Origin of the sequence: Mesorhizobium sp. LNHC232B00 (genome assembly GCF_000502435.1) — a bacterium.
Lineage (GTDB): Bacteria > Pseudomonadota > Alphaproteobacteria > Rhizobiales > Rhizobiaceae > Mesorhizobium > Mesorhizobium opportunistum.
The window spans coordinates 368,078-384,410 of record NZ_AYWP01000001.1 but is presented as its reverse complement, the minus strand read 5'-3'; the positions used below and the strand labels follow the sequence as shown (position 1 = coordinate 384,410).

Sequence of the window (16,333 nt, the reverse complement as noted above, 5' to 3'; positions counted from 1 at the left end):
ATGCCGAAATTCGAAATCAGCCGCCGTAAATTCCTGACCGCGGGCAGTCTTGCCGCCTCCGGCATCCTGCTGTCCGGTTGCGATGCCTTCGACAGCCAGCTGAGCATCGGCAGCGGCCTGCGCAGCTTCCTCGAAAACGCCAATGGCCTGACATACCGCGCACAGCGCCTGCTCGCCGGCCGCGACGCGCTGGCGCCGGAATTCACCGAAGCCGACATCCGCCAGCCGCAGCGGCCGAACGGTGTCACGGCGCCGGACGACGACACCTACAAGGGTCTGCTCGCCAACAATTTCGCCGACTGGCGCCTGGAAGTGACAGGTCTCGTGGAGAAGCCGCTGTCGCTCAGCCGCGAGCAACTTCAAAACATGCCGAGCCGCACCCAGATCACCCGCCATGACTGCGTCGAGGGCTGGAGCTGCATCGCCAAATGGACCGGCACGCCGCTTTCGCTGGTGCTGGACCAGGCCGTGGTCAAGCCGCAGGCGCGCTACGTCATGTTCCATTGCCTCGACACGATCGACCGCAGCCTCTCCGGCGACATCAAATATTATGGCACCATCGACCTCATCGATGCCCGCCACCCGCAGACGATCCTCGCCTATGGCCTCAACGGTAAGCCGCTGCCGGTCGAGAACGGCGCACCGCTGCGCGTCCGCGTCGAGCGCCAGCTCGGCTACAAAATGCCGAAATATCTCTACAAGATCGAACTGGTCGACGGCTTCGCCAATGTCGGCGGCGGGCGCGGCGGCTATTGGGAAGACAATGGCTATGACTGGTATGGCGGGATTTGATGGCCATTCGGATGGAGGCGGAGCACGACCTGTCGTCCGCCGAATGGAGTGCACTGGAACACCATCTGCACAACGAGAACCGGCGCCTCACAGGCCGTGACGATGACCGCGGACTGGCCTTTGTCATTCGCGAGGATGCCGGACGAACAATAGGTGTCGCGGCCGGCTATTCCTGGGCAGGCACGTCGGAACTCGAGTTGATGTGGATCGATGAGGCCCATCGAGGCCGCGGCTACGCCACGCAGTTGATCAATGCTTTTGTCGCGGAGGCTGCCCGTCGCGGCGCCCGACGGATATGGGTATCAAGCCACGACTTCCAGGCGCCGGGCCTATACGAAAAGGCCGGCTTCGAGCGCATGGCTGAGTTTGCAGGATGGCCTGAAGGCTATTCCAACATCATCCTGTGCAAAACGATCGCAGCGAACGGCTCAGCCTAAGCCACCTTGTCGAGCAGCGCCTTCAACGCCGGATGGATTTCCGGCGAGGCGTGCTTGATCAGGGTCAGCAGCGCGCGTTCATTCTCGTACAGGGGCCTGTTGGTGCCGATATGCTCGACCAGCCATTTGGCTTCGCCGGCATCGATCGTCTCGGCACGGCGGGCGAGTGCTTCGGCTGCCCTGTTCCTGGCCTCCCACTCGGTCTCGACGTCATCCGGCGAGCGATAGGCCTCGATGATGCCGGCAAGGCCGCCGGAGACCATGCGGCTGAAGAAGCCGCCGATCTGTGGATCGGCGTGGTCGAGGAAATTTTCCTGGCGCAGCGCCACGTCACGGGTCGGGGCTTCGTAGCCGGCCGAGCACATGACGAAATTGGCGATCGCCTTGACGAACAAATCGTTCCAGGAGGGATCGTTGTTGGCCTGGGCAGTCCGCTCATTGATCCGCAACAGCACCTCGGCCTCGGCGCGGGTGATGGCGATGTTGCCGTCGCCGCCATGGGCATGGAGGATACGGCGCAACAGCTCGACTTCCGCCTTGGCGATCAATCCGGGAACCAGCGCGCCGCCCAGCATCAGCGGCCCCTTGCCGTCGATGACGGCATGCGCGACCTGTTCCAGCGCATAGACGCAAAGCCGGCTCGGCGACGATTTCGCCGCTTCCAGCACATGGACCAGCAATTCGAGTTCCGTCCGGCTGTCGACCATGCCGTCACGCGAGATCGTGCGGACCAGCCAGTCGGCATTGTCCTGCGAGATGTAACCAGCAGGCTTTTCCTGGTGAACGATGTAGTCGGTGACCGCCTCGACGAAGAATTCGGGCCATTCCCGGCATTTGTCCTTCGCCGTCGCGTCGAGCGCGAAGAGTGCCTCGGCCTCGCCCCGCGTCACCACACCATCGCCGAACACTTCGTGGCGCAGTATGGCTACATCCTCCTCGGTGATGCGACTTTTCGAAGTCAGCCCCGCCATCGGCGCGCTCATGATCAATTCGCCCATCTGTCGTCCCCGTCCATCGGCAGAAGAAGCCGGCCCATTCCGTCCGTATATCAGGAGTGTCTTGAAAAACCGGCAAACGGCGTGGTTAGCGAAGACTTGTCAGCGCGGCGCACTTTCGGTGTGTTGGGATTCAGGTCAGGCATCATCTGAATATCAACGCACCTTTGATGTCGCTGGGAGGTGACAAGGTGTCGCCGACGGGCTATGCATGGCGCGTCGAGGGCTCAGGTTTCGAGTCCTACCTGTTTGCGGGAGAGAGCAGCGAGAGCTGCCGCCGAAGGGGAAATCGCCCGAAATCTCTCAGGCAAAAGAACCGTAGACGGGAAAGACACTCTGGAAAGTCGGGGCTTGCCCCCGCGCCGAAGGTGTAAGCGCCGCTGACAGAGTTCCGGCTGCGCGAGTCTCTCAGGCTTCAGACAGAGGGGCACGGACTGGTCGCCATTAGCGGCCGATTGCGTGCGACTCTGGAGATGACATGACGGGCGACGACAGCAGACACCTTCCCCTCGAGGACATCCACGCAGCGGCCGGTGCGCGCTTTGGCGCCTTTGCCGGCTGGTCGATGCCGCTGACCTATCCGGCCGGCGTCATGAAGGAGCATCTTCACACCCGCGAGCATGCCGGCCTCTTCGACATCTCGCACATGAAGCTGTTCGACATCGGCGGGCCGCAAGCGGTGGCGCTGCTCGACCGTGCGTGCCCGCTCGACGCCGGCGCGCTCGAAATCTCGCAATCCAAACTGACATTCTTCCTCAACGAGGCCGGCGGCATTCTGGACGATCTGATCGTCACCAGGCTCGGCGATGCCAGGTTCATGGTGGTCGCCAATGCCGGCAATGCCGTCGCCGACGAAAAGCACCTGCGTGACCTTGCCAGGGATTTCGATGCGACGGTCGAGCCGCTCGACCGTGTCTTCCTGGCTATCCAGGGGCCTGAGGCCTGGGCCGTGCTGTCGCGTGCCGGCATCGAGACCGGCTCGCTGCTGTTCATGCACGGCGTCGAACCGCGCAAGAACTGGTTCATGAGCCGGTCGGGCTATACCGGCGAGGACGGTTTCGAGATCGGCCTGCCGGCGGCAGATGCGCGCGACCTTGTCGCGAAGCTGCTGGAGGACGAGCGTGTGCTGTGGATCGGTCTTGCGGCCCGCGACAGCCTGCGGCTGGAAGCGGGACTGTGCCTGCATGGCCAGGACATCACGCCGGAGACCGACCCGGCCGCCGCCGCACTGATGTGGGCAATCCCCAAGGAGATCCGCGCGACCGGCGCCTTTATCGGCGCCGACGCTTTGCGCGCCGCTGTGGAGCGAGGCCCCGCGCAAAAGCGCGTCGGCCTGAAGCCGGAAGGCCGCCAGCCGGTGCGCGCCGGCGCCGCACTCTTTGACGCCGACGGCAATCCAGCCGGACATGTCACATCGGGAGGCTTCGGCCCCTCGGCCGGTCATCCCGTCGCCATGGGCTATGTCGCGACGCCGCTGGCAAAGCCCGGGACACGGGTTTTCGCCGACGTGCGCGGCACGAAAATCCCTGTCGATATCAGTTCCCTGCCCTTCACCCCTCATCGCTACCGCAAAGGATGACCCCGATGGCAACGACCTATTTCACCACCGATCACGAATGGCTCCGCGTCGAAGGCGGCGTCGCCACCGTCGGCATCACCGACTATGCGCAGGAGCAACTCGGCGATCTCGTTTTCGTCGAACTGCCCGAGGCAGGCCGCAAGCTCGCCAAGGGCGACACCGCCGTCGTGGTCGAATCCGTCAAGGCGGCCTCCGACGTCTACGCCCCGGTCGATGGCGAGATCACCGAGGCCAACGGCACGCTGTCGTCCGACCCGTCGCTGGTCAATTCGGCGGCGACTGGCGCGGGCTGGCTGTGGAAGATGAAGCTCGCCGACGAAGGTCAACTCGCGAGCCTCATGGATGAGGCCGCCTACAAAGCTCATATCGGTTGATATCAGGACGTATTGCCATGACCACAGCACTCACCCCCTTCTCGGCCCGCCATATCGGTCCTGATGTCAACGATGTCAGAGCCATGCTTGCCGTGATCGGCGTTCCCTCCGTCGAGACGCTGATCAGCCAGGCCGTGCCGCAGTCGATCCGCCTCGACCTGCCGCTGACCCTGCCCGCACCGGCCAGCGAGGCCGAAGCGCTGGCCGAATTGTCGGCGACGATGGCCAGGAACACGGTGCTGAAAAGCTTCATCGGCGCCGGTTATCATGGCGTGCACGTGCCGCCGGTCATCCAGCGCAATTTGTTCGAGAATCCGGCCTGGTACACCGCGTATACGCCCTACCAGGCCGAGATCAGCCAAGGCCGGCTGGAAATGCTGTTCAATTTCCAGACCCTGGTCACCGAATTGACCGGCCTGCCGGTGGCGTCGGCCTCGCTGCTCGACGAGGCGACGGCGGTGGCCGAAGCGGTCGGCATCGCATTGCGCCACCACCGCGACAAGCGCACCAAGGTGGCGCTTGCCGGCACCCCGCACCCGCAGACGCTGGATGTCGTGCGCACCCGCGCCGAGCCGCTCGGCATCGAGATCGACGGCGAGACGATCGACGACAACACAGCCGCCTTGCTCGTCTCCTGGCCCGACACATTCGGCGTCTATGGCGACCACAAGGCTGCGATCGAAAAGGCCCGCGCCATGGGCACCATCGTCGTCTTCATCGCCGACCCGCTCGGCCTGACGCTGACCGACGCGCCAGCCAAGCTTGGCGCCGACATTGCCGTTGGTCCGATGCAGCGCTTTGGCGTGCCGATGGGCTTTGGCGGGCCGCACGCCGCCTATTGCGCCGTCTCCGACAAGCTGACCCGCTTGATGCCCGGCCGCCTGGTCGGCCAATCGACCGACAGCAAGGGGCGGCCCGGCTACCGCCTTGCCCTGCAAACGCGCGAACAGCATATCCGCCGCGACAAGGCGACCTCCAACATCTGCACCGCGCAGGCGCTGCTCGCCAACATGGCGACGGCCTATGCGATCTGGCATGGCCCCGCTGGACTGCGGGCGATCGCGGAACATATCCATGGGCTCGCCAACCGCCTCGCAGCGGGGCTCAAGGCAGCGAACATCTCCGTGCTCGGCTCCAGCCGCTTCGATACGGTGACGGCGGAGGTGACGGGCAAGGCAGGCTCGATCGCGGCTGCCGCTGAAAAGGGTGGCCGGCTGCTGCGCGTCATCGATGCCGACCACATCGGCATCGCCTTCGACGAAACCTCGACCGAGGCGGATCTCGAGGCGATCGCGGCCCTGTTCGGCGCCAAGCCAGGCGCTGCCCAAGCCGGCTCGATGCCCGGCAAGCCGCGCGGCAAGGAGTTCCTCACCCAGCCGGTTTTCCAGGAGAACCGCTCTGAGACCGACATGATGCGCCTGCTGCGCCGGCTGGCCGACAAGGACCTGGCGCTCGACCGCAGCATGATCCCGCTCGGATCCTGCACCATGAAGCTCAACGCGGCGGCCGAAATGATGCCGGTGAGCTGGCCTGAAATCGCCAATCTGCATCCCTTCGCGCCGGCCAGCCATTCGGTCGGCTATCGCGCCATGATCGGCGAGCTGGAGGGGTGGCTCTCCGAGATCACCGGCTTCGACGCCGTCAGCCTGCAGCCCAACGCCGGCAGCCAGGGCGAATATGCCGGCCTTCTCGCCATCCGCGCCTATCACCGCTCGCGCGGCGAAGGCCATCGCACCGTCTGCCTGATCCCTTCCTCCGCGCATGGCACCAATCCTGCCAGCGCGGCGATGGCCGGCATGAGCGTTGTCGTCGTGCGCTGCCTGGAGGACGGCAACATCGACATGGACGATATGCGGGCCAAGGCCAACGAGCATTCCAAAAATCTCGCCGCGCTGATGTTCACCTATCCCTCGACGCATGGTGTCTATGAAGAAGGCGCGCGCCATCTCTGCGCCCTCATCCATGAACATGGCGGCCAGGTCTATTTCGACGGCGCCAACCTCAACGCGCTGGTCGCGCTGGCCCGCCCCGCCGACATCGGCGCCGACGTCTGCCACATGAACCTGCACAAGACCTTCTGCATCCCGCATGGCGGCGGCGGTCCCGGCATCGGCCCGATCGGCGTCAAGGCGCATTTGCAGCCCTATCTGCCGGGCCACGTCACCGAGGGTTCGGCACATGCCGTGTCGGCCGCGCCGTTCGGCAGCGCTTCCATCCTGCCGATCACCTGGATGTATATCCGCATGATGGGCGCCGCTGGCCTCAAGCAGGCGACAGAGACCGCCATCATCTCGGCCAACTACGTGGCGACACGGCTCGCGCCATATTACCCGCTGCTCTACAAAGGCCGGCACGATCGCATCGCGCATGAATGCATCCTCGACACGCGCGTGCTCAAGGACAGCGCCGGCATCAGCGTCGACGATATCGCCAAGCGGCTGATCGACTATGGTTTCCATGCGCCGACCATGTCGTTCCCGGTCGCCGGCACGCTGATGGTCGAGCCGACGGAGTCCGAGCCCAAGCGCGAACTCGACCGCTTCTGCGAGGCGATGATCGCCATCGCCGGCGAGGCCGCCAAGGTGGCGAAGGGCGAATGGCCGCTGACCGACAATCCTCTGGTCAACGCGCCGCACACCGCCGCCGAGGCGCTGGCCGGCCAGTGGACCCATCCCTATTCGCGGCTGGAAGCGGCCTATCCCGCGGGCGACGCCGACACCGCGGCAAAGTACTGGCCACCGGTGTCGCGCATCGACAATGTCGCCGGCGACCGCAACCTGGTCTGTTCCTGTCCGCCGTTGTCGGACTACCTGGGAGCGGCTGAATAATTACGCGGAGCGCAAGGCTGGCTCGACCGGCTCGGCCTTGCCCATCCCTTTGCGGCTGACGACACAATTGCGCCCGGCGCGCTTGGCGGCGTAAAGCGCGGCGTCCGCCTCGGCCAGCACGTCATCGAGCGACCTGCCGTCAGCCCCGCCAAAGCCGATGCCCCCGCTGACCGTGCTGCGCAACGGACCGAGCGGCGTGGGAACGACCTCGGTGCCGAAGGCCACGCCGATCCTGCTGGCGAGGTCATAGGCCCGCTCTTCCGTCATCCGCGACATGACGATTGCGAACTCCTCGCCACCCAGGCGAAAGGCATCGACGCCAGTCCTGGCATACTTGTTTATGACGGCGGCGAACCGGCACAGTACCTGGTCGCCGACCGGGTGCCCATAGACATCGTTCGTCCTCTTGAAGTGATCGAGGTCGAACATGACGATCGCCATGAACGGACCGAAAGTCCGCTCGCCATGGAGTGACGTCAACCCGCGGCGGTTCATCAGCCTGGTCAGCGGATCGGTCATCGTCTCGGCCTTCAGCTCGATCTGCGCCTGCAGATGGTGAAGGGAAAGCGTTAGGGCGCCGAGGCCGGTCATGCAGGCCACTGCGACGACGGAATTGAGACGTTCGGCCCAGTTGTCGGGCGCCGCCCCCAGCGTCCACTGCCCCTTGCCCAACAAGACCATGCCGCAAAGAGCAAACGACACCGCACAGGTGCCGCTCAGGAACGAGACCACCAGCAGGATCCGCCGGTCGTGGCTGCCGTTGATCCAGAACATGGCCCCGATCGCCGAGAGCAGCACCGTCACCGTCGCGTAGGTGATGACGAAGCCGATGCCGTCAAGACCGAGGAAGGTCACCGCCGCGCAGACTGCCATGGCGCAGAGCGTCGGCACGACGGCACGTCCGTAGTCTGACACGCCGAGATATTGCATGGCCGACAGGCAGATGATCAGGAACCCCAGGCTGAGCAGCGCGAGCGCGGTCTGGCAGAGCACCGGGTCGGGATCCCTGGTGTATTGCCAGAACAGGATCACATGCGCGACGAGCACGAGAATGCCGCACGCCACCGACAGGACGAAGCTGGCCCGCGGCGCGGTGAACCAGATCGCGAACATGGTAACGCTGAGACAGGTGCCCGACAGCGCGGCTGCGAGCAGGAGCGAACTGAAGTCCAGCATATCGGGTGGAGGCCTCTCGAGCGTCGGCGGTTGTGCCGCATTCTAGGTCAGCGGCAGCCCTCGGACATGGTTTTCAGCCGATCTCTCGATCCAACCTGCGGATAGGGTTTACAAAGCGTCGATGCCATGTGTCCCGAAGCCATGTGTCCCGAAACCGCACCACGCCGAGCGCGGAGCAGGAAACATCAGCCCTTGTTCAGCAAAGCGAGATTGGCGTCGACGACCGTGGGGTCGGCCATGCCGGCCTTGGCTTCGAGCAGCAGCGCCCTGGCTTTCTTCTTGTTGCCGCGCAACAGTTGCGAATAGCCCATATTGTTGACGATCTGCGGCTTGCGGCCGGCGACCTTCAGCAACTGGCCATAGGCGCGGTCGGCGAAATCGAAGCGGCCGAGCTCGTCATAGGAAGCGGCGAGCCCCATCCAGGCCTCCGCATTGTCGGCCTTTAGTTCGACGGCCTTGCGGAAATGCTGTTCGGCCAGACCATAATTGGCGTCGCGAAACTGCGCCTTGCCTTCCGCCAGGTCGGAGGTGTCGACGGCCTTTGCCGCCGGCTGGATGGCGGTGGTCTTGGTCGTGTCGACGTTGTTGTTCGTCGTGCACCCGGTTATCATCAGGACGGCCGCCATCGTGGCGACCGCCGCAAATTTCGTCTGACGCATGCCCTGCCCCGTCGCCCGATTTGCCGGGTCGTTCTTCAGCAAGGACACTACAGCACGGCGGTTAAGCTTCGGTGCCGAAATGCATACAAGATTTGGTTTCGGGGATACCAGCTGTTAACCACTGGGCGGCAACACCTCCATCCGGCAGACGCAAGTGCATTCTCACGGCGCCAGGGCCTTGAGCTCGTCCGGAACCGGATAGCGGCCGCCGTCATAGCGCAGCCGGTAGGTGCGGTTCACAGGCTTGCCGGGATGGGACTGGCACTCGCCATTCTTGTCGACCGATGGGTCGTCCGTATCCGACCGCTCGACCACGACAATATCGTGATAGCCATGGAGGCTCGCCGGGCTCATCGTCAGGCTGACCTGGCTCGAATGAAAGGATCCAGCGCAATTGGTGTCGCCTTCACCGCCATAGTTGGCCACCACAAGGCCGTCGAGCACCGCATGAAGGGCGCCACCGGCAATGGCGTAGAGCCGCAGATCGGTCTCGCTGAACGGATTGGGCTGCGAGTGATTTGCCATGTCGATACGCAGCCCAAAGGCGGTGACGCCGGGCGCCAGGACATAGCGGCCAGTATCGAATTCGATCTTGCGGATCGCAATAGCATCATCGTTCATCAGCCTGGGCTGAAGCAGGCGCTGGCGCACCTGCAGGGTCTTCCTGTCGACGACCAGAAGCTCGATATCGCCATAATGCTCGTCGTCGCTGGATTTGGCGCTATCCATCAGCGGCACGGAGGCCAGCAGCAGATCGTCATGAGCGGGCCAGACCTTGCAGACCACGCCCGGTGTATCATCCTGCGGGAGCGGAACAATGCTGGTATGGGGGTCGAGCGTGAACGAGGCGCCGTCGGCGCTCTTTCGAGCCTTGGGATAGGCCTTCTGCACCAGGGCGGCGGCATCGCCGCAATCGTCGGCCGCGGCCTGGGCGGTCGAAAAGCTGGCGGCAGCGAGAGAGACAGAGAGAGTACACAGAAGAATTCGCATGAGTCCTCGCATCGCAGGGCCGCGTTCGGGCAGGATGATGGGTTGTCAGCCCCGGCTCTGCATTTGTCGACTCTCATTTGCTGACCTTGCAGATCCCGATGCAGTACTGTTCGAAATCCTGCTCCTTCGGAATAGGACAGGTCCTAATGCGTGCCCGTCATTTTGACGATGATCGGAATGATCGCGATCATCAGCACCACCGGCAGGATGCACACGGTGACCGGGATCGACATCTTGGCCGGCAAGGCATGCGCCTTTTCCTCGGCCAGCGACATGCGCTTGTGGCGCATCTCGTCGGAGAAGACGCGCAGCGCTCCCGACAGACTGGTGCCGAGTTCCTTCGACTGCTGCAGCAGCGTGGCGAAGGAACGGACCTCGTCCAGGCTGAGGCGGTCGGCGAGTGCCTTCAGCGCATCGTCGAGGCTGCGCCCCGCCCTCAGTTCCAGCGACACCAGCTGCAGGTTCTGGCTGAGCGCCGGATAGGTCCTGGCGAGTTCCTTCGAGACGCGCTCGATGCCGGCCTCCATGCTCATGCCGGCATCCGAACAGACGATCATCAGATCCATGAAGTCGGGAAAACCATTGCGGTATTCGCGCATCTTCTCCCGCGTCTTTTGGCTCAACACCAGACCGGGCAGGAAGTAGCCGGCCACACCCGACAGGATGATGAACGCCCAGCGGCTGGTCATCGTCGCATCGGCACTGGCCAGCCACTGGTTGAGGACGAAAGCGCCAATCGCGCCGCCGATCAGCGCCGAGAAGCGGATGATGAAGAACATGCCGACGGCGCGCGGCTCCATATAGCCCGCCTGAATCAGCTTCATGCGCAGCCGGGCGACATTTTCCGGATCGCTCTTGGCATAGAATTCCTGCGCCCGCTTCACCGCCTTCTCGCGCACGACGTTGGCGTTCTTCTTCTGCACCGGCTCGGGTCTTGCGGCCACGGGACCATTGTCGACCTTGAGCCGGCGCTTCACATCGTTGCGGTCGCCCTTCGCCGCAACCATCGGCCAGCCGACCGCCACCGTGCCCAACGCCAGGAGCAGGATGGCCACCGGCATCAATGAGGTCGGTGCAAGCGAGGCGAGGAATTCGATGAAGCCCTGCATGTCAGAACCTGAAATTCGACATCTTGAACATCATCAGATTGCCCAGCATCAGCCAGGTGACCGACCCGCCGATCAAGTACCAGGTTTTCGGCTCGTCCCAGACATCGCGGTAGAAGCCCGGCATCATGGCCATGATGCCGGCGAACAGCAGCGCCGGTATCGCCGTCAGGATGTAGGCCGACAGGCGGCCCTCGGTCGAGATGGCACGCACCTTGCGGCGCAGCTTGCCCCGCTCGCGGATCGTCAACGCCAGGCCATCGAGAATCTCGCGCAGATTGCCGCCCGAACTGGACTGGATCGAGACCGCGGTCATGAACAGCGGCAGGTCTTCGTGGCCGACCCTGTCGAACAGCGAATTCAATGCCGAGACCAGATCGGAACCATAGGTCACCTCATCGGCGATGACGCCGAATTCGGTGCCGATCGGGTCGGGCATTTCGCGCGACACCATGGCAATGGCCACCGGCACCGGATGACCGGCCTTGAGGCCGCGCGTGATCAGTTCGAGGGCCTCCGGCAGTTGCATGCCGAAACGCTTGAGCCGGCGCTTGCGCATGAAGCGCATCATCATCACCGGCACCAGCGGCACCAGAACGAGGAACAGGACAAGCCCCATCAAGAGCGGCAACCCATGCCAGATGGCGAACAGTGCCATGGCCATGGCCATACCGGAAGTAATCATCAGGAATTTCGACAGCGGCATGATCATGCCTGACTGGGTGCGTAGCGCCCGGAAACGGTCCGGCGAGAACAGCGAGGTGCCCGCATCGAGGCCACGCTCCTTGCGCAGCTGGATCAGCACCTGTTCCTGGCTGATCTTGTTTTCCTGCAGCTTCATGCGCCGGTTGATGGCGGTGCGCTTGTCGCTGCGGCCGGCATAGAGGAGATAACAGGCCTCGGCGATCATGATGCCAGTCAGCGCGGCCCCGGCATAGACGACATAGATCGCGCTCAGTCCATCGAACACCCCGTCTACTCCTGCGGCCGGCCGGGTTCGAAATATCGTCCGGGAAACTCGATGCCCATGGCGCGCAGATCCTCGAGGAAGCGCGGCCGAATGCCGGTCGCCTCGAAATAGCCGAGAATGCTGCCGTCGGCGTCCATGCCGGTGCGCACGAAGCGGAAGATCTCCTGCATCTGGATGACGTCGCCTTCCATGCCCGTCACCTCGGCAACGCTCGTCACCTTGCGCTTGCCGTCGGAAAGCCGGGTCAGCTGGACGATGAGGTCGATGGCGCTGGCGATCTGGCTGCGGATCGACTGCACCGTCATCGGCATCCCGGTCATGCCCAGCATCTGTTCGAGACGCGAAATGGCATCGCGCGGCGTGTTGGCATGGATGGTCGCCATCGACCCCTCATGGCCGGTGTTCATCGCCTGCAGCATGTCGAAGGCTTCCTCGCCGCGGCACTCGCCGAGAATGACGCGATCGGGACGCATGCGCAGCGCGTTCTTGACCAGATCGCGTTGCTTCAACTCGCCATGGCCCTCGATGTTGGCGGGGCGCGTCTCCATGCGAGCGACATGCGGCTGCTGCAGCTGGAGTTCGGCCGCGTCCTCGATGGTGATCAGCCGCTCGTCTTCCGGAATGAAGGCCGACAGCGCATTGAGCATCGTCGTCTTGCCGGTGCCGGTGCCGCCCGAAATGATCGTCGTCTTGCGGGCGTGAACCGCCGCAGCCAGCACCTCGGCCATGTTCTGGGTGATGGCCCCGAATTCAACCAGCTTGTGCAGGCCGAGCTTGTTCTTGGAGAATTTGCGGATCGACACCAGCGGCCCGTCGACACCAACCGGGCGGATGGCCGCGTTGAAGCGCGAGCCGTCCAGCATGCGCGCATCGACCATCGGCTGCGATTCATCGACGCGCCGGCCAACGGCCGCGACGATCTTGTTGATGATCCGCAGGAGATGCGCCTCATCCTTGAACGGGATGTGAACCTGCTGCAGCTTGCCCTTCTTTTCGACAAAGCAGTTCTGATGGCCGTTGATCAGGATATCGTTGATGTCGGGATCCTTAAGCAGCGGCTCCAGCGGACCGAGGCCGACCATCTCGTCGACGATGTCGTCGACCAGTGCGTCGAGTTCGGCGGTGTTGATCGCCATCCGCTCCTGCCTGGTTTTTTCCGAAACGAAATCATGCACCTGCCGGCGCATCTCGTCGCGGGGCAAACGCTCCAGCGCGACAAGGTTGATCTCCTCCAACAGCATCCTGTGGATGCGCACGCGGGCATCCAGGACCTTGTTGGCATTCTTTGCAGGTGCCGTCTCCGGCTTTGCCGGCAAAGCTTTTCGACTGGTTGGGATGACGACCGCATGGTGCGCGACCGGGGCTGATTCCGCCGGGCGCTGTGGGCGCGCATCGCGGTTCTGCAGGGTGGAAAAACGGCTGGTCATCCGGCCTTCCTCTTCAACAGGCCCCTGCCTAGGCCAAACAGCGATTTCGACTTGGCTCCAATCGCGACAGCCTCTTCCGGAAGGATGATCCGCTTCAGGTCGTTGACGACGTTGGCGTTGGGATCGATCTCGTGCAGCGGTACACCGCGGTCGACCGCCTCGCGCACCAGCCGGTAGTTGTTGGCGATCCCGCCGACGAAATGCTCGCCCAGGATTTCCTGGACGTCCGCCTGCTTGATGCCGTTGTCGAACATCTTCTGCTCGAAACGGTTCACGATGACGTTCGGCTTCACTTCCTTGCCCACCGTCTCGTAGACCGCCTGGATCAGCCTTTGCGTGTGGCGCAGGCACGGCACCGTCATCTCGGCGACGATGTAGAGCTTGTTGGAGCCAAGCAGCACCGTTTCCGTCCAGGGGAACCAGGTCCGCGGCATGTCGATGACGACATTGTCGAAGTAGGCCGACACGAGATCGAGCATGCGCACCACGACATCGGTCTTGAATGAGCGCATTTCCGAGGGATGCGTCGGCGCCGCCAGCACGCAAAGCCCGCTCGCATGCTTGGACAGCATCACGTCGAGCAGCTGCCGGTCGAGGCGTTCGGGCTGGTTCTCGATCTCGGTGATGTCGAACCGCGGCTCGAGATCGAGATATTCGGCGCAGGCACCTTGCTGGAAATTGAGGTCGACCACGCAGGTCGAGGCACCGCGCGTCACCGAGTGATGCAGCTGGAAAGCGGTCTGCAGCGCCAACGTCGTGGTGCCGACGCCGCCCGCGGCCGGCATGAAAGTGTAAATCTGCGACTCGGTGTTTTCCTCGCGCCCCGGCCCTTGCAGGGCCCGCACGACCGAACGCACCAGGTCGGCCGTGGTGATCGGCTTGACCAGGAAGTCGGCGACCTTGAGCTGCACCAGGATGCGCACGGCAGCGGCGTTGAACTCCTGGGTGACCACGACCACCGGCGCCTTGCCTTCCAGCCGGCGCATGATGCGCTGCAGCGACTCGACTTCCTCCAGCCTTGCCGCGTCCATGTCGACGATGATGACGCCGAAGTCGGTCTCCTGGACCTCGCCGCGCAGTTCGGTGACACTCTTGTCCACCGTCGAGAGCTGGATGATCTCGGAAGCGGCGAACGCGGTCCGCGTGTCCTGCACGAAGGCCCTGTCCGTGGATACGAGCAGGATCTTCTTGGTCTTGATGCCGTTTGCCATTCTTGCCGCCTGTAGGTCGATCGCCTTGATCGATTGCCTTTTTCGATTCAGTCGCTTGTGCTTGTTTGCGCTGCCTTCGCGCCTGCCGCCTGATCGGGTGTGACGGGTCCGGCATCGCCACGCTTCGCAGGCACCAGAAGCCTGGTGTTCTGGACACCGTACTTCCACGGGTCGACCATCTGCATGACGGTGTTGGCGGCCTGGGCGTCACCGGCGCCTGACGTCACGCCTTCGCTGCGCACATAGTCGTCGCTGGTGCAGCCGCCGGCGAAACCGGCAAGCAGCAAGGCGACGCTCGATCTCAGGATCAGACGCATGGCTTCAGTCCTTCGGCAGGTCGAGGAAATGTCCGACCGTGGTGGCGGGAGCGGCCCGTGCGGCGCCGCCGTCAGCCATAGCCAGGGCGCGGTTGGTATCCGACCCTTTCACTTCCTCCGTGTTGTTGAGGAAGTAGTCGGCGTTGCTGGCCGGTTGCGTGCCGTCGGTCGGCACGGCCATTTTCTTCGACGGATCGACCGGTTTGACCAGATAGGGCGTGACGATGATGACCAGATCGGTCTCGCGCCGCTGGTAGGATTTCGACGAGAACAGCGCTCCAAGCACCGGCATCTTGCCGAGGCCGGGAATGCGCGAGGTGGTGATGTCGTTCTGCGACTGCAGCAGCCCCGCGATCATGAAGCTCTGGCCGTTCTTCAGGTCGACCGACGTCCTGGCACGGCGCACGATGAAACCCGGCACCGAAATGTTGCCGATGTTGTAGGATGCCGACGCGTCGATCGAAGAGACTTCCGGCGCGATGTCCAGGCTGACCAATCCGTCCTTGAGCACGGTCGGCTTGAAATCCAGGCTGACGCCGTATTTCTTGTAACTGACGGAGATCTTGCCGTTGTCCTCCGAAACCGGAATCGGGAATTCGCCGCCGGCCAGGAAGCTCGCCGTCTCGCCGGAACGGGCGATAAGGTTCGGTTCCGCCAGCCGCCGGGCAAGGCCGCGCTCTTCCAGCGCCTTGATGGCGATATCGATGGAGACGCCATTGGATAGTAGCCGGCCGATGATTTCACCGGTTCCCGCCGCCGGCACCGTGCCGGGATCGAGCGAAACATCGCGTCCGCCGAAGCCGTAGGCGAAATTGGCGCTGTATTTTGCACCCAGATCCTGACCCGCCTGGCGGTTGATCTCGACGAAGCGGACATTGAGCTGGACTTGCTGCGACGACGAGATGTTGACCGAATTGATCACCTCCTCGTTGCCGGAAAAGCGGGTGGCGATCTTGTTTGCCTTCTCGGCGGCGACAGCGTCGTCCGCCTCGCCCGACAGCACCACGCGGCCGTTGGCCGAGCCGACCTTGATCTTGGCGTCCGGCACGCTGGCGCGGATGGTGTTCGCCAGTTCGTCGGTGTCGAGCGTCACCTCGATGTCGACGGTCCCGACAAGCTGCTTTTTGTCGTCGAACAGCGCGATGCCGGTGGTGCCGAGATTGTTGCCCAGCACATAGAAGGATTTATCGGTCAGCGGATTGACGTTGGCGATCTCGGGATCGCCGATGACGATCTGGTAGAAAGCCGCGCTCGTGATGATCGTCTTGGGCTTGCCCTTGGCGACTTTGATCGACGCATTCTTGGTCGCCGAGACATAGACGATGTCATTATCCGCCCTGGCCGCGCTGGCGAAGGCGAGCATCGCGCCCGCGGCCAGCGAAACCGCCATCGCCAGGGCGCGCACGAAGCACGACCGGCCCGTCATTCCATATAGGGTACGCATCAGCATTGTCCCGTCCCACCCGGTCCCC

15 protein-coding genes and 1 riboswitch are annotated in these 16,333 nt (G+C 63.7%); of the genes, 5 read left to right on the top strand and 10 right to left on the bottom strand.

Annotated features, from left to right (window positions below; all coding sequences use genetic code 11):
- Both X743_RS166775 and X743_RS166780 read left to right on the top strand, forming a co-directional pair.
- Nucleotides 1-792: a molybdopterin-binding protein gene (locus X743_RS166775; protein ID WP_023763611.1), complete on the top strand. Its 792-nt coding sequence runs from the start codon at nucleotides 1-3 to the stop codon at nucleotides 790-792.
- Nucleotides 792-1,229, top strand: a complete 438-nt coding sequence (locus tag X743_RS166780) for a GNAT family N-acetyltransferase (RefSeq protein ID WP_023763610.1) — start codon at nucleotides 792-794, stop codon at nucleotides 1,227-1,229. The genes X743_RS166775 and X743_RS166780 overlap by 1 nt, the downstream gene beginning before the upstream one ends.
- Here X743_RS166780 and X743_RS166785 read toward each other — a convergent pair.
- Nucleotides 1,226-2,227, bottom strand: coding sequence for a hypothetical protein (locus tag X743_RS166785; protein ID WP_023763609.1), 1,002 nt, complete (start codon nucleotides 2,225-2,227; stop codon nucleotides 1,226-1,228). The two genes, X743_RS166780 and X743_RS166785, sit on opposite strands and share 4 nt — an antisense overlap.
- Nucleotides 2,228-2,466: 239 nt before the next feature.
- Nucleotides 2,467-2,553: riboswitch (glycine riboswitch) on the top strand.
- 149 nt (nucleotides 2,554-2,702) lie between these two features.
- On the opposite strand from X743_RS166785, the gene gcvT reads away from it, so the two are divergent.
- From gcvT to gcvP, 3 genes are read left to right on the top strand one after another with little or no spacing between them, the layout of a single operon-like run.
- Complete coding sequence (gene gcvT / locus X743_RS166790; protein ID WP_023763608.1) at nucleotides 2,703-3,803, top strand: glycine cleavage system aminomethyltransferase GcvT; 1,101 nt, start codon at nucleotides 2,703-2,705, stop codon at nucleotides 3,801-3,803.
- A 5-nt stretch (nucleotides 3,804-3,808) separates the two neighbouring features.
- Complete coding sequence (gene gcvH / locus X743_RS166795; protein WP_023763607.1) at nucleotides 3,809-4,177, top strand: glycine cleavage system protein GcvH; 369 nt, start codon at nucleotides 3,809-3,811, stop codon at nucleotides 4,175-4,177.
- Nucleotides 4,178-4,194: 17 nt separating this feature from the next.
- On the top strand, nucleotides 4,195-7,005 hold the full coding sequence (gene gcvP, locus X743_RS166800; RefSeq protein ID WP_023763606.1) for an aminomethyl-transferring glycine dehydrogenase: 2,811 nt from the start codon (nucleotides 4,195-4,197) through the stop codon (nucleotides 7,003-7,005).
- Here the strand turns inward: gcvP and X743_RS166805 are convergent, their stop codons facing one another.
- The 9 genes from X743_RS166805 to X743_RS166845 all read right to left on the bottom strand — a co-directional run bounded on the left by X743_RS166805 (nucleotide 7,006) and on the right by X743_RS166845 (nucleotide 16,311).
- On the bottom strand, nucleotides 7,006-8,181 hold the full coding sequence (locus X743_RS166805; protein WP_023763605.1) for a GGDEF domain-containing protein: 1,176 nt from the start codon (nucleotides 8,179-8,181) through the stop codon (nucleotides 7,006-7,008). It lies immediately after the preceding gene.
- Between the two features lie 185 nt (nucleotides 8,182-8,366).
- On the bottom strand, nucleotides 8,367-8,840 hold the full coding sequence (locus X743_RS166810) for a hypothetical protein (RefSeq protein WP_023763604.1): 474 nt from the start codon (nucleotides 8,838-8,840) through the stop codon (nucleotides 8,367-8,369).
- Nucleotides 8,841-9,002: 162 nt separating this feature from the next.
- On the bottom strand, nucleotides 9,003-9,830 hold the full coding sequence (locus tag X743_RS166815; RefSeq protein WP_023763603.1) for a hypothetical protein: 828 nt from the start codon (nucleotides 9,828-9,830) through the stop codon (nucleotides 9,003-9,005).
- Between the two features lie 143 nt (nucleotides 9,831-9,973).
- A complete protein-coding gene (locus X743_RS166820; protein ID WP_023763602.1) occupies nucleotides 9,974-10,939 on the bottom strand; it encodes a type II secretion system F family protein in 966 nt (321 codons plus the stop codon).
- Between the two features lies 1 nt (nucleotide 10,940).
- Entirely contained in the window at nucleotides 10,941-11,906 is a 966-nt protein-coding gene (locus X743_RS166825) for a type II secretion system F family protein (protein WP_023763601.1), read from the bottom strand.
- Nucleotides 11,907-11,911: 5 nt separating this feature from the next.
- Nucleotides 11,912-13,333: a CpaF family protein gene (locus X743_RS166830; protein WP_023763600.1), complete on the bottom strand. Its 1,422-nt coding sequence runs from the start codon at nucleotides 13,331-13,333 to the stop codon at nucleotides 11,912-11,914.
- Nucleotides 13,330-14,544: a response regulator/pilus assembly protein gene (locus X743_RS166835; RefSeq protein WP_023763599.1), complete on the bottom strand. Its 1,215-nt coding sequence runs from the start codon at nucleotides 14,542-14,544 to the stop codon at nucleotides 13,330-13,332. Before X743_RS166835 ends, X743_RS166830 begins: the two co-directional genes overlap by 4 nt.
- Before the next feature lie 47 nt (nucleotides 14,545-14,591).
- A complete protein-coding gene (locus X743_RS166840) occupies nucleotides 14,592-14,861 on the bottom strand; it encodes a hypothetical protein (protein WP_013895179.1) in 270 nt (89 codons plus the stop codon).
- A 4-nt stretch (nucleotides 14,862-14,865) separates the two neighbouring features.
- Nucleotides 14,866-16,311, bottom strand: coding sequence for a type II and III secretion system protein family protein (locus tag X743_RS166845; protein ID WP_023763598.1), 1,446 nt, complete (start codon nucleotides 16,309-16,311; stop codon nucleotides 14,866-14,868).
- Nucleotides 16,312-16,333 lie beyond the last annotated feature (22 nt).